At 54.0% G+C, this 17,194-nt stretch carries 13 protein-coding genes; all 13 read left to right on the top strand.

The genetic code is table 11. The features are described from left to right. Nucleotides 1–171 precede the first annotated feature (171 nt). The 13 genes from JNUCC32_RS20595 (at nt 172) to JNUCC32_RS20535 (ending at nt 17,025) form a co-directional block, all read left to right on the top strand. Complete coding sequence (locus tag JNUCC32_RS20595; protein WP_036661950.1) at nt 172–1,062, top strand: phosphoribosylaminoimidazolesuccinocarboxamide synthase; 891 nt, start codon at nt 172–174, stop codon at nt 1,060–1,062. 49 nt (nt 1,063–1,111) lie between these two features. After that, nucleotides 1,112–1,357, top strand: a complete 246-nt coding sequence (purS, locus tag JNUCC32_RS20590; RefSeq protein WP_012819094.1) for a phosphoribosylformylglycinamidine synthase subunit PurS — start codon at nt 1,112–1,114, stop codon at nt 1,355–1,357. Nucleotides 1,358–1,361: 4 nt separating this feature from the next. After that, nucleotides 1,362–2,051, top strand: a complete 690-nt coding sequence (gene purQ, locus JNUCC32_RS20585) for a phosphoribosylformylglycinamidine synthase subunit PurQ (RefSeq protein WP_012819095.1) — start codon at nt 1,362–1,364, stop codon at nt 2,049–2,051. Beyond that, complete coding sequence (purL, locus tag JNUCC32_RS20580; protein ID WP_096774967.1) at nt 2,029–4,272, top strand: phosphoribosylformylglycinamidine synthase subunit PurL; 2,244 nt, start codon at nt 2,029–2,031, stop codon at nt 4,270–4,272. The genes purQ and purL overlap by 23 nt, the downstream gene beginning before the upstream one ends. Continuing rightward, on the top strand, nt 4,257–5,735 hold the full coding sequence (purF, locus tag JNUCC32_RS20575; RefSeq protein WP_009592356.1) for an amidophosphoribosyltransferase: 1,479 nt from the start codon (nt 4,257–4,259) through the stop codon (nt 5,733–5,735). The genes purL and purF overlap by 16 nt, the downstream gene beginning before the upstream one ends. A gap of 179 nt (nt 5,736–5,914) precedes the next feature. Then, nucleotides 5,915–6,955: a phosphoribosylformylglycinamidine cyclo-ligase gene (purM, locus tag JNUCC32_RS20570; protein ID WP_096774968.1), complete on the top strand. Its 1,041-nt coding sequence runs from the start codon at nt 5,915–5,917 to the stop codon at nt 6,953–6,955. Then, entirely contained in the window at nt 6,955–7,563 is a 609-nt protein-coding gene (purN, locus tag JNUCC32_RS20565) for a phosphoribosylglycinamide formyltransferase (protein ID WP_096774969.1), read from the top strand. Before purM ends, purN begins: the two co-directional genes overlap by 1 nt. Before the next feature lie 156 nt (nt 7,564–7,719). Further along, nucleotides 7,720–9,267: a bifunctional phosphoribosylaminoimidazolecarboxamide formyltransferase/IMP cyclohydrolase gene (gene purH / locus JNUCC32_RS20560; RefSeq protein ID WP_036661938.1), complete on the top strand. Its 1,548-nt coding sequence runs from the start codon at nt 7,720–7,722 to the stop codon at nt 9,265–9,267. A gap of 214 nt (nt 9,268–9,481) precedes the next feature. Further along, a complete protein-coding gene (purD, locus tag JNUCC32_RS20555; RefSeq protein ID WP_192569695.1) occupies nt 9,482–10,750 on the top strand; it encodes a phosphoribosylamine--glycine ligase in 1,269 nt (422 codons plus the stop codon). Between the two features lie 541 nt (nt 10,751–11,291). After that, nucleotides 11,292–12,602, top strand: coding sequence for a sugar ABC transporter substrate-binding protein (locus JNUCC32_RS20550; protein WP_009592303.1), 1,311 nt, complete (start codon nt 11,292–11,294; stop codon nt 12,600–12,602). A gap of 97 nt (nt 12,603–12,699) precedes the next feature. Beyond that, on the top strand, nt 12,700–14,013 hold the full coding sequence (locus JNUCC32_RS20545) for a sugar ABC transporter permease (protein WP_096774971.1): 1,314 nt from the start codon (nt 12,700–12,702) through the stop codon (nt 14,011–14,013). Further along, the gene (locus tag JNUCC32_RS20540) at nt 14,013–14,855 is read left to right on the top strand and encodes a sugar ABC transporter permease (RefSeq protein ID WP_009592355.1); all 843 of its coding nucleotides are present in this window, start codon (nt 14,013–14,015) and stop codon (nt 14,853–14,855) included. Before JNUCC32_RS20545 ends, JNUCC32_RS20540 begins: the two co-directional genes overlap by 1 nt. 133 nt (nt 14,856–14,988) lie before the next feature. After that, the gene (locus tag JNUCC32_RS20535) at nt 14,989–17,025 is read left to right on the top strand and encodes a methyl-accepting chemotaxis protein (protein ID WP_192569694.1); all 2,037 of its coding nucleotides are present in this window, start codon (nt 14,989–14,991) and stop codon (nt 17,023–17,025) included. The last annotated feature ends 169 nt before the right edge of the window (nt 17,026–17,194 follow it).

Genomic DNA, 17,194 nt, shown 5'->3' with positions numbered 1-17,194 from the left:
GGTCTCCTGAAAGATTTCCATCGGAAAGCTAGCATCGAAAGCATATGCTGCCCCCGGATTTCAACCATTAAATCTTATGTAACAGAAATCTGGGGGCAACAGAGATCGGAAAAATAATCCGCATTCGTAGTGATGACAGGCAGACAATCTCTAGTCTAAGGGGAGGAACACATGACATTACCGGCATTATCGACCGCCACTCATCTGGTCAACGTACCGCTGCTGTACAAGGGCAAGGTTCGTGAATTGTACGACCTGGGCGAGCACGTACTCATCGTAGTAACCGACCGTATTTCCGCTTTTGACTATGTGCTGGAGCCGCCCGTGCCGGCTAAAGGAACCGTGCTGAACAAGCTGAGCGCCTTCTGGTTCGAACAAACGGAGCAGCTAATCCGCAATCATGTCGTGCATACCGACGTGAACCTGCTGGGCGATGCCGTCAAGGACAAGGACCTGCTGGACGGACGCATCATGGTGTGCCGGAGGGCCGAGCGCATCGATATCGAATGCGTCGTGCGCGGGTACATCACCGGCGGAGGCTGGAGGCAGTATCAGTCGTCGGGGGAGGTCAACGGCATTCAGCTGCCGGAGGGCCTGCGCAAGAACGAGGCCTTTCCGGAGCCGATCTTCACGCCGGCGGCCAAGAACGATGTCGGTCATGACGAGGACATCCCGCTTTCCCGCATGAAGGAGCTTGTCGGCGAGGAACTGGCATTGCAGCTGCAGGACAAAAGCCTGATGCTGTACAAGTTTGCCCGCGATTACTGCCGTAAGCAAGGCATTATTTTGGCCGATTGCAAGTTTGAGTTCGGATTGATCGACGGAGAGATCGTTCTGATCGACGAGATTTTCACGCCGGATTCCTCCCGTTTCTGGGATGAGAAGAATTATGCGCTCGACATTGAGATCGACAGTATGGATAAGGAGCCGGTACGCACGTATCTTGCTTCGTCCGATTGGGATAAGAACAGTGAGCCGGATCCGCTGCCGCAAGCCGTGGTGGAGGAGACGACCCGCCGCTACAGCGATATTTACAGCCGAATCACGGGTGTTAGCCTGTAAGCTTTGATAAACCATTTCATTCATATATACCGAGGAGGAACAGGATACAATGTTGAAAGCAAAGGTCTACGTCACGATTAAGCAGAGCGTATTGGACCCTCAAGGGGTAGCGGTGCAGGGGGCGCTTCATTCGATTGGGTACAAGGAAGTGGAGAGCCTGCGGATCGGTAAATATATGGAGCTTGAGCTGGGTACGGACAACCGTGAGGAAGCCGAGCTGCGAGTGAAAGAAATGTGCGAGAAGCTTCTGGCCAATACGGTGGTAGAGAACTACCGTTATGAATTGGAGGGCTAAACCAATGAGATTTGCAGTGCTGGTCTTTCCTGGCTCCAACTGTGACATTGACTGCTATAAGGCGGTAGAAGAGACGATCGGTCAGCCGGTGGATTATGTATGGCATACGGCAACGGACCTTTCCCCATACGATTGTATTTTGGTACCCGGCGGATTCTCCTATGGAGATTATCTGCGGTGTGGTGCGATTTCCCGGTTCGCCCCGGTCATGAACGAAGTGGCGAAAGCGGCGGAAGAGGGCAAGTATATTCTGGGCATTTGCAACGGATTTCAGATCTTGACGGAAGCCGGACTCCTTCCGGGAGCCCTGCGGCGCAACGATTCGATGAAATTCCGCTGCCATGACACGGTGCTTAAAGTGAACAATAATACAACGCCGTTTACCCGCGATTACGCGGAGGGACAAGAGATTGTCATTCCGATCGCGCATGGCGAGGGCAACTATTACTGTGATGAAGAAACGCTTCAAAAGCTCCGGGACAACCGGCAAATCGTATTTACGTATCAAGACAATCCGAACGGCTCGATCGAGGATATCGCGGGCATCTGCAACGAGCGCGGCAACGTGATCGGCATGATGCCGCATCCGGAGCGCGCGGTGAGCAGCCTGCTCGGCTCGGATGACGGTAAAGCAATGTTTACATCCATATTACAGGCATGGAGGGATACTCATGGCGCAGCAAACGTCCGTTAAGGAACCGACGGCAGAACAGATCGCAGAGCATCAGATTTACAAGCAAATGGGAGTTTCGGACAGCGAGTATGAGCTGATCTGTTCCTTCATGGGACGCAAGCCGAATTACACGGAAATCGGCGTATTCAGCGTCATGTGGTCCGAGCACTGCGCCTACAAAAACTCCAAGCCCCTGCTTCGCCGCTTCCCGACAAGCGGCCCGCGCGTCCTGATGGGTCCGGGCGAAGGCGCAGGGATCGTCGATATCGGCGACAACCAAGCGGTCGTATTCAAAATCGAAAGCCATAACCACCCTTCCGCTGTAGAGCCTTACCAAGGCGCAGCTACGGGCGTAGGCGGCATAATCCGCGATATTTTCTCCATGGGGGCAAGACCGGTAGCGATACTGAACTCGCTTCGTTTCGGCAAGCTGGAGAGCGATCGCGTTAAATATTTGTTCGAACACGTCGTATCCGGCATAGCCGGCTACGGAAACTGCATCGGAATCCCGACGGTAGGCGGCGAGGTGGTATTCGACGAGAGCTACGAAGGCAATCCGCTGGTCAATGCGATGTGCGTAGGCGTTATCGACCATGACAAGATTCAGCGCGGCGTTGCAAAAGGGGTAGGCAATCCGGTCTTCTATGTCGGGCCACCAACTGGCCGCGACGGCATCCATGGCGCGACCTTCGCTTCCGTAGAACTGACGGAGGAATCCGAAGCGAACCGTACGGCCGTTCAGGTCGGCGATCCGTTCATGGAGAAACTCGTGATGGAATCCTGCCTTGAGCTGATCGATTCCGGCATCGTGCTGGGCATTCAGGATATGGGCGCAGCCGGATTGACTTGCTCCAGTGCAGAAATGGCAAGTAAAGCAGGCAACGGTCTTGAGCTGTACCTGGATCAGGTGCCTCAGCGCGAAGAGGGCATGACGCCTTATGAAATGATGCTGTCGGAATCCCAGGAGCGCATGCTGTTCGTCGTTGAGCCGAAGCATGAAGCGCAAGCGCGCGAAATCTTCGAGCGCTGGGGCGTTATCTGCGCCAAAGTCGGCAAGGTAACGGACGATGGCCGCCTGAAGCTGATCCACCACGGCGAGGTGGTTGGCGACATGCCGGTTAAAGCACTGGTCGACGAGTGCCCGATCTATAACAAACCATCTCAAGAACCGGCTTATTATCAAGAGCAGGCTGCGGTGGATACGCTCCGTTATGAAGAAGTGAAGGACTTGGGCGGCGCCCTCAAGAAGGTGCTCGCTTCGCCAAGCCTTGCGAGCAAAGCATGGGTCTACAACCAATACGATTACATGGTTCGCACCAGCACGGCCGTTCGTCCGGGCTCGGATGCAGCCGTCGTAACGGTACATGGAACGCGTAAAGCCCTGGCGATGACAACGGACTGCAACGGTCGTTACGTCTACCTCGACCCTGAGCTCGGCGGCAGAATCGCGGTCAGCGAAGCGGCGCGCAATATCGTGTGCTCCGGTGCCGAACCGCTGGCAATTACGGATAACCTGAACTTCGGAAGCCCGGAGAAGCCGGAAATTTTCTGGCAGATGGAAAAAGCCGTGGACGGCATGGCGGAAGCTTGCCGTGAGCTTGAAACGCCGGTCATCGGCGGAAACGTCAGCCTCTACAACGAGAATGCCAAAGGCGCGATTTATCCGACGCCGGTTGTCGGCATGGTCGGCCTGATCCATGATACGGATCATATTACGACGCAAGCCTTCAAGGCGGAGGGCGATGCCATCTACGTTCTGGGCGATACCCGTGCCGAACTGGGGGGCAGCGAGTTCCAAGCGATCCTGCACGGAGTGTCGGAAGGAAGACCGCCGGAGCTGAACCTGGATACCGAGAAGAAATTGCTCGGCGGCGTACTGAAAGCCATCCAATCGGGTCTGGTCCAATCCGCGCATGACGTGTCGGAGGGCGGACTTGCAGCAGCGCTTGCGGAAAGCTGCATCAGCGGCGGCATCGGCGCGAGCGTGAAATGGGCAACCGATCTGCGCAACGACGTGGCGCTGTTCAGCGAGAGCCAATCCCGGATCGTGCTGTCCGCGTCTCCTGATCACAAGAATGCGCTGGAGAAGCTCCTGCAAGAAGCGGGCGTTCCTTTTACCGCGCTTGGCGTAGTCGGCGGAAACAAGCTTAGCATTAACATTAACGGTGCTTCTGCGCTGGAAGAATCCGTGGAGGCTTTGAAATCCGTCTGGGAGGATGCCATTCCATGTCTCATGAACTGATACCCGAAGGACTGTGGACAGGGGATTACTACAATGAGGGAACAGGTCAGAGCGATATTTTCGATACCTTAAAAGAAGAATGCGGCGTATTCGGGGTGTTTGGGCATCCCGATGCCGCCTCCCTTTCCTATTACGGGCTTCACGCCCTCCAGCACCGCGGCGAGGAGAGCGCGGGAATCTGCGTGGCCGACGGCGAGAATTTCAATTATCACCGCGGTATGGGGCTGGTAAAAGAAGTGTTTGATAAAGACAAGCTGGAATCGCTGCAGGGCAGCATGTCGATCGGGCATGTCCGGTATTCGACCAGCGGGGACAGCAGGCTGACGAATGCGCAGCCGCTCGTCTTTAAATACCGTGAGGGCAATCTGGCGATTGCCACGAACGGCAACATCGTGAACGAGCCGAAGCTTCGGCGCGAGCTGGAGATGGAAGGCTCCATTTTCCAGACGACCAGCGATACGGAGGTCATTGCGCATCTGATCGCGCGTTCGCCGAAGGATTTTGTCGAGGCTGCCAAGGATGCCTTGCAGCGCCTGGTGGGCGGCTTTGCGTTTCTGCTCATGACCAATGACAAGCTGCTCGTCGCCTCGGACCCGAACGGACTCCGTCCGCTCACGATGGGTCGTCTGGGCGATGCGTACATCTTCACCTCCGAGACCTGTGCGCTTGAAGTTATCGGAGCTGAGGCGATTCGCGACGTCGCTCCCGGGGAGCTGCTGATCCTCGATCGGAACGGGCTTCGGGAAGAGCGTTACACGGAAGCGGGACGCAAAGCGTTGTGCGCGATGGAATATATTTATTTTTCCCGTCCGGACAGCGATCTGAACGGCTCCAACCTGCATTCGGCCCGCAAACGGATGGGCAGCAAAATGGCCCTGGAATCGTTCGTGGATGCGGATGTGGTCACGGGCGTACCGGATTCCAGCATCTCGGCCGCCATCGGTTATGCCGAACAGACGGGCATTCCTTACGAGCTGGGATTGATCAAGAACAAATACACGGGCCGGACGTTCATTCAGCCGAGCCAGGAGCTGCGCGAGCAAGGCGTGAAGATGAAGCTGAGCGCGGTACGGCGCGTGGTCGAAGGCAAACGGGTGGTCATGATCGATGATTCCATCGTACGGGGAACCACGTCCCGCCGGATCGTCAATCTGCTTCGCGAAGCAGGCGCGACTGAAGTGCATGTGCGAATTACGTCGCCGCCGTTCAAGAACCCATGCTTCTACGGCATCGATACGCCGGACCGCAGGGAGCTGATCGCCTCCGAGAAAAGCGTCGAGGAAATCTGCCGTGAGATCAATGCGGATTCCCTGTCGTTCCTGAGTCCGGAGGGACTGATATCCGCCATTGGCGGTTATGATGAGCACAGCCCTAAAGGCGGCTTGTGCATGGCATGCTTTGATAATGAGTACCCGACGCAGATTGATTTCAACGGGGAAGAGAAGATGGGCTGCAGCTGCTGATTCTGCGCAGCGGACAGCCATTTTTTCTCGGATACACCCTTTAAGTGAATATTCAAAAAGGTCGGTTTTCAGCACCGAGAAGGTTGGTTAGAACAACCTCTTAAGCTGATTATTGATTAAGCCCATAAATGATGTGTGAACTGATACTTTCGTCATAACGAAAAAGGAGTGTTGAGCGCGTGTCTGATACTTACAAACAAGCAGGCGTGGATATCGCTGCAGGCAACGAAGCGGTAGAGCGGATGAAAAAGCATGTCAAAACGACTTTCAGGCCGGAAGTCATGACGGACCTCGGTGGTTTTGGCGCACTGTTCAAGCTGAATAAAGACCAATATGAAGAGCCGGTACTCGTCTCAGGCACGGATGGCGTCGGCACAAAGCTGAAGCTTGCATTCGCGATGGACCAACATGATACCATCGGCATCGATGCGGTAGCGATGTGCGTGAACGATATCGTGGTGCAGGGCGCAGAACCGCTCTTTTTTCTCGACTATTTAGCGTGCGACAAGGTCATTCCGTCCAAAATCGAATCCATCGTCAAAGGGATCGCCGACGGATGCAATCAAGCGGGCTGTTCCCTGATCGGCGGGGAAACGGCGGAGATGCCGGGCATGTACAGCGAAGGCGAGTATGATATCGCGGGCTTTACCGTAGGCATTGTCGACAAGAGCAAAATGATCAACGGGTCGAATATCGCGGCAGGCGACACGGTGATTGGTTTGGCATCCAGCGGCGTGCACAGCAACGGCTTCTCGCTCGTCCGCAAGCTGCTTCTGGAGGATGCCGGCTACTCGCTGCAGCAGGAACTCCCGGAACTGGGCGGACGTCTTGGCGACGTACTGCTCGCACCAACCAAGATTTACGTGAAGCCGCTGCTCGGACTGCTGAAAGAGATCGAAGTAAAGGGCATGGCGCATATCACGGGCGGCGGATTCATCGAAAATATTCCGCGCATGCTGCCGGATGGCGTCAACGTCGACATCGAATACGGCGCTTGGCCGATTCTGCCGATTTTTAAGCTGATGCAGGAAAAAGGCGACATTTCGAACAAGGACATGTTTACGACATTTAATATGGGAATCGGCATGGTGCTTGTCGTCAAGGAGCAGGATGCTGACGGGGCGCTGCAATTCCTCCGCTCCGCAGGCGAAGAGGCTTATGTCATCGGCCGCGTGACCGAAGGCGAGCGCATCGTAACCTTCACGGGAGCTGAGGTGTAATGAGAGCGTTTCGGATGGCGGTGTTCGCTTCCGGAAGAGGCAGCAACTTTCAGGCTTTGGTCGATGCGCAGCAAAGCGGAGCCCTGGGCGGCGAGATCAGCATTCTGGTATGCGACAAGCCACAGGCTCCCGTCGTGGAGCTGGCTAAAGCGGCGAATGTGGATGTATTCGCCTTTCAGCCGAAGGAATATGCCTCAAAGGAAGATTACGAACGGGAAATTGCGGCAGAGCTTCAGCAGCGCGGTGTCGAATTAATTGTCCTTGCAGGATATATGCGGCTATTGAGTCCTTCCTTTGTCGAGTTCTATAACGGACGGATTATCAATATTCATCCTTCGCTCCTGCCTGCTTTTCCAGGTAAAGACGCGATCGGCCAAGCGCTTGCGTATGGCGTGAAGATGACCGGCGTCACGGTGCATTTCGTGGATGGCGGCATGGATACCGGGCCGGTTATCGCTCAGAAGGCCGTTGAAATCAAGGACGGCGATACGGCGGAAACGCTGGCAGAACGCATTCACGCCGTGGAGCAGAAGTTATACTCTGAAGTCGTTTCCTGGTTTGCCCAGGGGCGGATTTCGCTGAACGGGCGGAATGTGACGATTGCCTAATAGGCATTTGTAATAAAAGCGGACAAGGTCTTACAGTGAATCGACATGTTCGATATTTCTCGGGAAATAATTTGCAATTATGGATCTTCGACAGCATCTACGGTATCAAGACAGGCCTAACTTAGTAGATTTTCATTCAAAATAGGGGGTATGAACGTGGGTATCAAAAGAGCTTTGGTCAGCGTGTCGGACAAAACCGGCGTCGTGGAATTTTGCCGCGAGTTGTCTTCATTGGGTGTAGAGATCATTTCGACAGGAGGGACGAAGAACCTTCTAGCAAAAGAAGGCGTTCCTGTCATCGGCATTTCCGATGTGACCGGATTCCCGGAAATTCTGGACGGACGCGTCAAAACCCTTCATCCAGCGGTGCACAGCGGCTTGCTTGCCATTCGTGACAGCGAGGAGCATCAGCGTCAAATGCAGGAGCTGGGCCTCGATTACATCGATCTGGTCGTGGTGAACCTGTACCCGTTCCAGGAAACGATCGCGAAGCCGGATGTCGAGTATGAAGATGCGATCGAAAATATCGACATCGGCGGGCCGACGATGCTGCGTTCGGCTGCGAAAAACCATGCTTTTGTGAGCGTGGTTGTCGATGCGGCGGATTACGGCAGCGTGATCGAGGAAATCCGCGGCGGCGGCGATACGACGCTGGAAACCCGGAAGCGCCTTGCAGCCAAGGTATTCCGTCATACGGCTGCCTACGATACGCTCATTTCCGATTATTTGTCGAATGTGACAGGGGATCCGCTTCCTGAGCGCTTTAGCGTCACCTACGAGAAGATCCAGGATCTTCGCTATGGCGAAAATCCGCATCAAAAGGCGGCATTTTACCGGAAGCCGCTGGCTCCTGCGGGAACGTTGACGACCGCCGAGCAGCTGCACGGCAAAGAGCTCTCCTACAACAATATCAATGACGCAAACGCGGCCCTCCAGATCGTGAAGGAATTCGACGAGCCGACCGTGGTGGCCGTGAAGCATATGAATCCTTGCGGCGTCGGCATCGGGACGAATGTATTGGAAGCTTATCAAAAAGCTTACAATGCGGATCCGACGTCCATCTTCGGCGGCATCGTGGCCGCAAACCGGACGATTGACGCTCCGACGGCCGATCTGCTGAAGGATATTTTCCTTGAAATTATCCTGGCACCGGACTTCACGCCGGAGGCACTGGAGATTCTGACGAAAAAGAAAAACATCCGCCTGCTGAAGATGGGCGAGTTCGGCTCGGCCAAGGAGCGCCAAAGCACGCTTGCCGTAACCACCATCGAAGGCGGCATGATCGTGCAGGAAAGCGATGTGCATTCCCTCGATGCGGCTGACCTGAAGGTCGTGACGGACCGCGAGCCGACCGAAGCCGAGCTGAAGCAGCTTCTTTTCGGCTGGAAGGTGGTTAAGCACGTCAAGTCGAACGCAATCGTATTGGCGGCTGACGACATGACCGTCGGCGTAGGCGCAGGTCAAATGAACCGTGTCGGTTCCGCGCGCATTGCGGTGGAGCAGGCGGGAGAGAAAGCCAAAGGCGCGGTTCTCGCTTCCGATGCCTTCTTCCCGATGGGCGATACGGTGGAGCTTGCGGCGAAAGCCGGCATTACCGCCATCATTCAGCCGGGCGGCTCCATTAAGGATGAGGAATCCATTAAGGCTGCCAACGAATACGGGATCGCCATGGTCTTTACCGGTGTGAGACATTTCAAGCACTAATTCATGAGCATATAAAGGGAGCTTTGCTACAGCCGTCAGGCTGCTGCTGAAGGATCACCTTTGATTCAGCAACATATAGAGGCGACGCCGCGCTTAGCGCGCGCCGCCTTTACGTTTAAGGGGCGAAAGGTCGACTTATCGCTTTGCCCCGTAAATGATTCATGCAATGAAACGATATCGCGGGCAATATGAAATGATTCGGGAGGGGTAAACCATGGATATTTTGGTTATCGGAGGCGGCGGAAGAGAGCATGCCATCGTTTGGGCACTGGCAAAGAGCCCGAAAGCAGGCACCATTTACTGTGCGCCGGGCAATGCCGGAATCGGGCAGCTGGCCGAGTGCGTGCCGATTGCGGTATCGGAATTTGATAAGCTGGCGGCTTTCGCAGTAGAGAAGCAGGTGGGTCTCATTGTTGTCGGTCCGGATGATCCGCTGGCGGAAGGCATCGTGGATGCGTTTGACGCTACGGGCATCCCGGTATTCGGTCCGCGCAAAAACGCGGCCGAAATCGAGGGCAGCAAAACCTTCATGAAGGATCTGCTCCATAAATACGGCATACCGACAGCGGCTTACGCGAAGTTCGACAATTACGAGGAGGCGCTTGCTTACTTGCGCCAGCAAGGCGCGCCAATCGTCGTCAAAGCGGACGGGCTCGCAGCAGGCAAGGGCGTTACCGTTGCGCGGACCATCGAGGAAGCCGAGCAGGCACTCAGCGACATCATGCAATCGAAGGTGTTTGGCGATGCCGGAAGCCGCGTAGTTATCGAGGAGTTCCTGGAAGGCCAGGAAATGTCGATCCTCGCCTTTGTGGACGGAGAAACCGTGAAGCCGATGTCAGCCGCGCAGGATCACAAGCCGGCCTATGACGGGGACCAGGGGCCAAATACCGGAGGAATGGGAACGTATTCGCCATTGCCTCATATTCAGCCGTCCATCATCGAAGAGGCCATTGAGACGATCATCAAGCCTACGGCAAAAGCGATGGTTGCCGAAGGACGTCCGTTCCGTGGCGTTCTGTTTGCCGGATTGATGATCACGCCGGACGGCAGACCGAAGACCATTGAATTCAATGCCAGATTCGGCGATCCGGAAGCGCAGGTTGTATTGCCGCGCCTGAAGACCGATCTGCTTGACGTTTTCCTTGCTGCCGTGAACGGAACCCTGGCTGATCTTGAGCTGGAGTGGGGCGATGAAACAGCCGTATGCGTCATACTGGCTTCCGGCGGTTACCCTGCATCGTATCCGAAAGGAATCGCGATCACCGGCCTGGACAACGAGCAGGACGGGACGATCGTATTTCACGCGGGCACTTCTCGCGATGCCGATGGAACCTGGAGAACGAACGGGGGACGTGTCCTGGGCGTTGTCGGTTTAGGCGCAGATATCGCTGCGGCACGCGCGAAAGCCTATGAACGGGCAGAAGCGATTGCGTTCGAAGGCAAGTTTAACCGGACGGATATTGCGCTGAAAGCACTGCAATAAGCAAGCTCATTCACTAACAACCATGCGTAAAAATAAAGGACTGCCGCAGATCGGTTTCTAAAGATCACAAGCGGTAGTCCTTTCTTGCTGTTATCGGAAATGCATGGGGAAGCCAAGCTTAGAGGCAAGATCCGCTCATGTCAGACCCGGGCACATCTGTTTCTATTTCCCACTATTGTGCAAACGTTTGTTCAACAAGCAGGCATTTATGATGGCTTCTTGTCTCAAATAACGTGCAGAATGACAGGATTGCACAGGATCTGCACAACTATTTTTATGATAACTTACGAAATACAGTGAACACCGAAGATAATAGAAGATTATATGCCTAAAACGGGGAAAAATGATCTGTGCAAACGTTTTTACATTCGATATTAAATGTTGTATGATGTTTTCAGTGAATGAAGCGCTTTCTCAACGGGATTTTTCCTGAGTATCTCGCCAGATGCTACATAGAAAAAGAGACGCTGAAAATTTTCTGAAATCGTTTGCGCAGATTTCCAACATTTTCTGATCATTTATTGAGAGGGGTAATCATGGAATGAAGATGAAGAAGTTACTTACGCTAGCTGCAACCTTCACGTTGGCGTTCTCCATTACAGCGTGCGGAGGAAATACGGCCGCTCCAGCTACGGAGGCACCTGCTGAGACTCCGCCAGCACAGGAAACGCCGGCCGAAAATACAGAGACACAGGAACTTAAGCCAGAAGAAGGCGCGAAATTGGTCGTATGGGAAAGCCGGGACGAAAGAGCTTACACCGATGCGGTCGCCAAAGAATTTACCGAGAAATACGGCGTTGAAGTGACCATTGAAGAATTGTCCCCAACTGATCAAGTAACCAAGCTTGCGCAAGACGGACCATCCGGCTTGGCTGCCGACGTCGTACTGTTCCCTCACGATAACCTGGGTAAAGCCGTAGCGACAAACCTGGTTCTGCCTAACGATTTTTATGAAGAAAAAACGAAAAGCAACAACACGGAAGCCGCCATCCAAGGCGTAAGCTATGACGGCGTTCTGTACGGATACCCTCGCGCTGCGGAAACTTACCTGATGTACTACAACAAGGACTTGGTAAAAGAAGTTCCGACAACGATGGAAGAGGTTATCGAATTCAGCAAAACCTTCACCGACAAATCCAAGAACAAGTATGGATTCATGTTCGAGACAGGCAACCTGTACTTCGCTTATCCGTTCCTTGCTTCCAACGGTGGATACATCTTCGGTAACGGCGGTGCCGACGTCAACGATATCGGCCTTAACAACGAAGGCGCAGTGAAGAGCATGGAAGTATATGCAAGCCTTAAGGAAATCCTTCCGGTAAAATCCGGCGATATTACGCCTGATATCAAACGCGGATTGTTCACGGCCGGCGATCTGGCGATGGACATTAACGGACCTTGGGAGCTTGGCGGATACAAAGAAGCGCTTGGCGACAAGCTCGGCGTTGCTCCAATCCCGACGATCGGCGGTCAGCCTGCCGTATCGTTCTCCGGTATCAAAGCTTGGTACGTAAGCTCGTTCACGAAGTATCCGCAAGCAGCTCGTCTGTTCGCCGACTTCGCAACGTCCAAAGAAGCACAATTGCAATTGAGCGCATTGGTTGGTTCGGTTCCGACCAACAACGAAGCTCAAGAAGACGATCAAATCAAGAACGACGAGTATGTATCGGCATTCACGGAGCAGTTCAAATCTTCCCAGCCGATGCCTTCCGTACCGGAAATGGCTAACGTATGGTCTCCAGTAGGCGCTGCGCTGGCTGAGATCTGGGACAACAACAAAGACGTGAAAGAAACGTTGGATAAAGCTGTAACTCAAGTGAAAGACCTCAACAGTGGTGGAGCTGGCGAGTAATAGCGTTCTTATATAATACGAGACAGATGAAGAAGTTCACCCGCCGAACAACCGGCGGGTGATTCCTCGATTATACGGAGAGGAGAATGGAGGGAGCATGCGTCAACATCGTATCACAGCGGCCGTATTATCAGCCATCTGCATGGGTCTGGGTCAGCTTTACAATCGGCAATGGATCAAAGGCGTTATTTTACTTATCGTAGGCGTATTCAGTCTGTATTACTTCATTAACAACCTGGGTGATGCCATCTGGGGAATGGTAACATTGGGAGAACAGGGGAGCCATTTAGAAAAAGTCAACGGCTTGACCCAAATGGTAGCGGGTGACCATTCCATCAATCTCCTGATTGAAGGACTTATCACCTTAATTATGTTTGCGCTATTTCTTATTGGCTACTATGCCAATATCAAAAACGCATATAACGCTGGAAAACTAAGGGAAAAGGGTGTAACGCCCAACAATTTCAGACAGACCCTTTACTATATTTTCGAATGGAAATTTGCGCAATCTTTCCTGACACTGCCGGCGATCGGTATTTTGTTTTTTACGGTCATGCCGATCATCTTCATGGTCCTGCTGGCGTTTACGAACTATTCCGCTCCAAACAATCTGCCGCCTGCAAACCTGGTGGATTGGGTTGGCTTTAAAACCTTTACCAATCTCGTTGCACTAAAATCGTGGAGCCACACCTTTTTCGGGGTTCTGACCTGGACGATCATCTGGGCGGTGCTCGCAACGGTTACCACGTATTTCGGCGGCGTGCTCGTGGCGCTGCTTATCCAACAAAAAGGAATTCGCTTCAAAGGCGTATGGCGCGTCATCCTGATCATTCCATATGCGATCCCGCAGCTGATCTCGCTGCTTGTCATGCGTAATATGTTTAACGGGCAGTTCGGCCCGATCAACCAGTATTTAAGGTACTTCGGTTTGGAAGGACTGCCTTGGCTGACCGATCCGGTCTGGGCTAAAGTGACCGTTATCGTTGTTAATATGTGGGTCGGTATCCCTGTATCCATGCTCCTCGTGATGAGCGTTCTGACCACGATTCCGAAGGATCTCTATGAAGCGGCGGACGTGGATGGAGCGACCGGCTTCCAGAAGTTCAAGATCATTACCCTGCCGATGATTTTGTTCTCGACGGCACCGGTGCTGATTACGCAATTTGCCGGTAACATCAACAACTTTAACTTGATTTTCCTCCTGACGAACGGTAACCCGGTGGTGGGCGACTATCAATACGCGGGAGCGACGGACCTGCTCGTCACCTGGCTCTATAAACTGACGCTGGATCAGCAGCGTTACAGCATGGCATCGGCCATCGGTATTATCATCTTTATGATTATTGCGACCTTCTCGATTTACAATTATCGTCGTACCAGATCATTCAAAGAGGAGGATATGATCCAATAATGGGAATTAAAATGAGAAACGCGATCCGCCTGACGGCAAGCTACATCACGCTTGTCATCATCGCGATCGGCTGTATTTACCCGGCGCTCTGGATTGTTCTGGCCTCTTTCCGTCCCGGAAAGTCGTTGTACAGCAAATCCTTGATACCAGAATCCTTCACGCTCAGTCATTATAAAGAGCTGTTCACGTCCCAAAGCTTCCTGTTTGGCACATGGTACATGAACACGCTGAAAATTGCGGTGTTCTCCATGATTATCGGGACCATTCTTGTCCTGCTTACTAGTTATGCGGTATCCCGCTTCCGGTTCAAAGGCCGTCAGAATGCGCTATCGGTCATTCTCGTGCTGGGGATGTTCCCGGGCTTCATGAGCATGATCGCCCTGTATATCCTGTTGAACTCCCTGGACCTGCTGAATACGCATGCCGCGATGATCATCGTGTATGCGGCCGGGGCGCCGCTTGGCGGAACGCTCATCATGAAGGGCTTCCTGGATACGATACCGCGAAGCTTGGATGAAGCGGCGAAGATAGACGGAGCTACCAACTTCCAGATCTTCCGCAAAATCATTCTGCCGTTGTCGAAGCCGATGATCACGTATATGGGCTTGACGCTGTTCGTAGGCCCATGGGTAGACTTTATCTTTGCCCGGCTCGTGCTCCGGACCAAGGAAAACTGGACGCTTGCCGTCGGTCTGTGGGATCTCGTCAACTCCACCCAGGACAGCAACTTTACGTTATTCGCGGCGGCATCGGTGCTGATCGCACTGCCGATCACCCTGCTGTTCGTGTTCCTGCAGCGTTTGCTGGTCGACGGCATGACGGCCGGCGCAAGCAAAGGGTAAGCCCAAAAACGGATAGCCAAACGCACGATATCATCATAAGACATATAGATAGAGAGAACAGCGAAGAGACACAGCCGGTAATTGCCTTGCTGTGTCTTTTTGCATGTATGTTTGCAATCAGGGGGTACATAACATGAACATGACAAAGCGTTTTCAATTCAAGGCGGTCGGCATGAAGCTGTTTGTTATCTTTTTTACAACGATCGTGCTGTTATCTTCGGCGCTGGGGTTATTGTCGTATTCCATCTCCAAGGACACGGTAATGGATCAGGTATCCGAAGCGACCTCGGGGCAGATGATGCAGGCTGCGGACAAGCTGGATTTTCTGCTGGCCCAGTATGAAGCCGCCTCCCGCCAGTGGGCGCTGGACACGGTGCTTCGCGAAGATCTGGTGACGGTCAGCACGGCGGATATCGGCATTCGGGACAAAACCCAGGCCGAGAACCGGATCCGTGAGAAGCTGAACGGGATGGCATCTTCGGATAAACGTCTGCAGGGCATGCGTCTGGTCGCGCCCAATCTTCAGGCTCAGAGCTCCTATAACTCCACGGGCTATTCGGGCATGTCTTCTTCGGACGGGGTGAAGGCGAAGATCGACCGGATTATTCAGGCTGATGGCGAACCGGTATGGTTTCCAACAGAGGTCAAGGGTTTTATGGAGAACGAGAATACCGCCACCATGACGATGGGAAGATTGCTGAAAAACCTGAAAAATCCGAATGCGCAGTACGTACTGCTGATGGATGTCAAGGACGAGGCGGTCGGCGAGGTGCTGGCGAATCTAAAAATAGGGAATAACGGACAGATGCGGATCGTGGCCGAAGATAACCGGATCGTGCACGACATGGACCCGGCTCAGCTGATGCAGCCGTCCGCCATTACGGTTCCTTCAGACGCCGAGGAAGGGGGGATCTACTATACCGCCGACGAGCAGATGGTGGTATATACGCCTTTGAAGACGGCCCCATGGCATATGGTCGGCTTTGCTCCCGTTAGCGATTTCGTGCAGGCCACTGACAAATTGCTTGCCGTTACGCTTGCGGTCATTGTGGCAGCTGTTCTGGTTGCTGTTCTGATCGGCTACTATATGATGCGTACCGTCGGCCGACCGCTGAACCAGATGTGCAGCCTGATGGAAGAGGGAGAGCAGGGGAACTTAAGGGTGCGGACGGAATTCCGCCGTGCCGATGAGATTGGCCGTCTGGGTCAGAGCTTCAACCGGATGATGGGGCAAATCTCGGCTTTGGTCGATCAGACGAATGCGTCGGCGAAGGAAGTGCTGGTTACGGCCGAGGAATTGGCCGAAGCCTCAAGAGGAACGTCGCTTACGGCCGGAGAGATCGCGGCCGCCATGGAACAGATTGCGCAGGGAAGCGGAAGCCTGGCCATGGAGGCCGAACGCGAGAACCAGCTGGCCGAGAACATTGGCGTCCGGATGAGCAAGGTGTCCGATACGAATCAGGTGATCGCGGCCGCGGCGGATCGCGTGCTCCGGGTAACGGGGGAAGGCGCGCAGCATATGGACAGCCTGGTGGAGAAATCGACGCGGATTAACCAGGTGAACCGGGCAATCGTACAGAATGCGGAGAAGCTGAAGGATAATACCGCATCGATCCACAAAATATTGGAGCTGATGTCGGAGATCACGCATCAGACCAATGTGCTATCCATTAATGCGACGATTGAAGCGGCCCGTGCCGGAGCGGCAGGCAGCGGCTTCATGGTGGTTGCCAATGAAGTGCGGAGCCTCGCGGATCGTTCCAAGGAGTCGATCCAGACCGTAGGCGCGATGATCCTGGACATTCGGCGCGAGGTGCAGGGCTCCGTGGATGCTTTGACGTCGGCATCGCCGCTCTTTGACGAGCAGCTGCATTCGGTGCAGGAAGCACAGGGCGTCTTTGATAACGTGCGTCACGAGATGGATGCGCTCTTAACCGAGATCAGCGAGTCTACGCATGCGGTGGAAGTTCTGATTGATTCCCAGCTGGCGCTGACCGACTCCATCTCGGAGGCGAGCTCGATCGTCCAGGAAACCAGCGCCGCCACGGAGGAGGTTGCTTCGATGTCGTCCGAGCAGTTCAAGGTGAGCGAGAAGCTGGTCGGCCTGTCGTCGCGATTGGAGGAGCTGTCGGAGGGCTTGCGTAAGTCTTTGGTGATGTTTAGGACGTAAATGGTTTTCGATTGCTGCGTGAAAATGATGTGGGCTATCAGCACTCCGCAAGCTCCGTTGAAGCGAGACGCTGCGAGTACGTATCGTTCCTCCAATCGCTGTTGCCCCCAATTTTCTTTGGATTATGATTTTTCGGTAGAAAATCGGGGGCAAAGGCGACCACTATCGT

This window comes from Paenibacillus sp. JNUCC32, from assembly GCF_014863545.1.
Lineage (GTDB): Bacteria > Bacillota > Bacilli > Paenibacillales > Paenibacillaceae > Paenibacillus_AQ > Paenibacillus_AQ lautus_A.
Note: the sequence above shows the minus strand (reverse complement) of the source record. Positions and strands in the feature narration are given on the sequence as shown.

Excerpts from the sequence above, each read along its gene's own strand:
- JNUCC32_RS20550 (WP_009592303.1), top strand. The coding sequence starts at position 11,292 with ATGAAGATGAAGAAGTTACTTACGCTAGCTGCAACCTTCACGTTGGCG.
- purL (WP_096774967.1), top strand. The coding sequence starts at position 2,029 with ATGGCGCAGCAAACGTCCGTTAAGGAACCGACGGCAGAACAGATCGCA.
- purD (WP_192569695.1), top strand. The coding sequence starts at position 9,482 with ATGGATATTTTGGTTATCGGAGGCGGCGGAAGAGAGCATGCCATCGTT.
- JNUCC32_RS20595 (WP_036661950.1), top strand. The coding sequence starts at position 172 with ATGACATTACCGGCATTATCGACCGCCACTCATCTGGTCAACGTACCG.
- JNUCC32_RS20535 (WP_192569694.1), top strand. The coding sequence starts at position 14,989 with ATGAACATGACAAAGCGTTTTCAATTCAAGGCGGTCGGCATGAAGCTG.
- purQ (WP_012819095.1), top strand. The coding sequence starts at position 1,362 with ATGAGATTTGCAGTGCTGGTCTTTCCTGGCTCCAACTGTGACATTGAC.
- purN (WP_096774969.1), top strand. The coding sequence starts at position 6,955 with ATGAGAGCGTTTCGGATGGCGGTGTTCGCTTCCGGAAGAGGCAGCAAC.
- JNUCC32_RS20540 (WP_009592355.1), top strand. The coding sequence starts at position 14,013 with ATGGGAATTAAAATGAGAAACGCGATCCGCCTGACGGCAAGCTACATC.
- purS (WP_012819094.1), top strand. The coding sequence starts at position 1,112 with ATGTTGAAAGCAAAGGTCTACGTCACGATTAAGCAGAGCGTATTGGAC.
- purF (WP_009592356.1), top strand. The coding sequence starts at position 4,257 with ATGTCTCATGAACTGATACCCGAAGGACTGTGGACAGGGGATTACTAC.
- JNUCC32_RS20545 (WP_096774971.1), top strand. The coding sequence starts at position 12,700 with ATGCGTCAACATCGTATCACAGCGGCCGTATTATCAGCCATCTGCATG.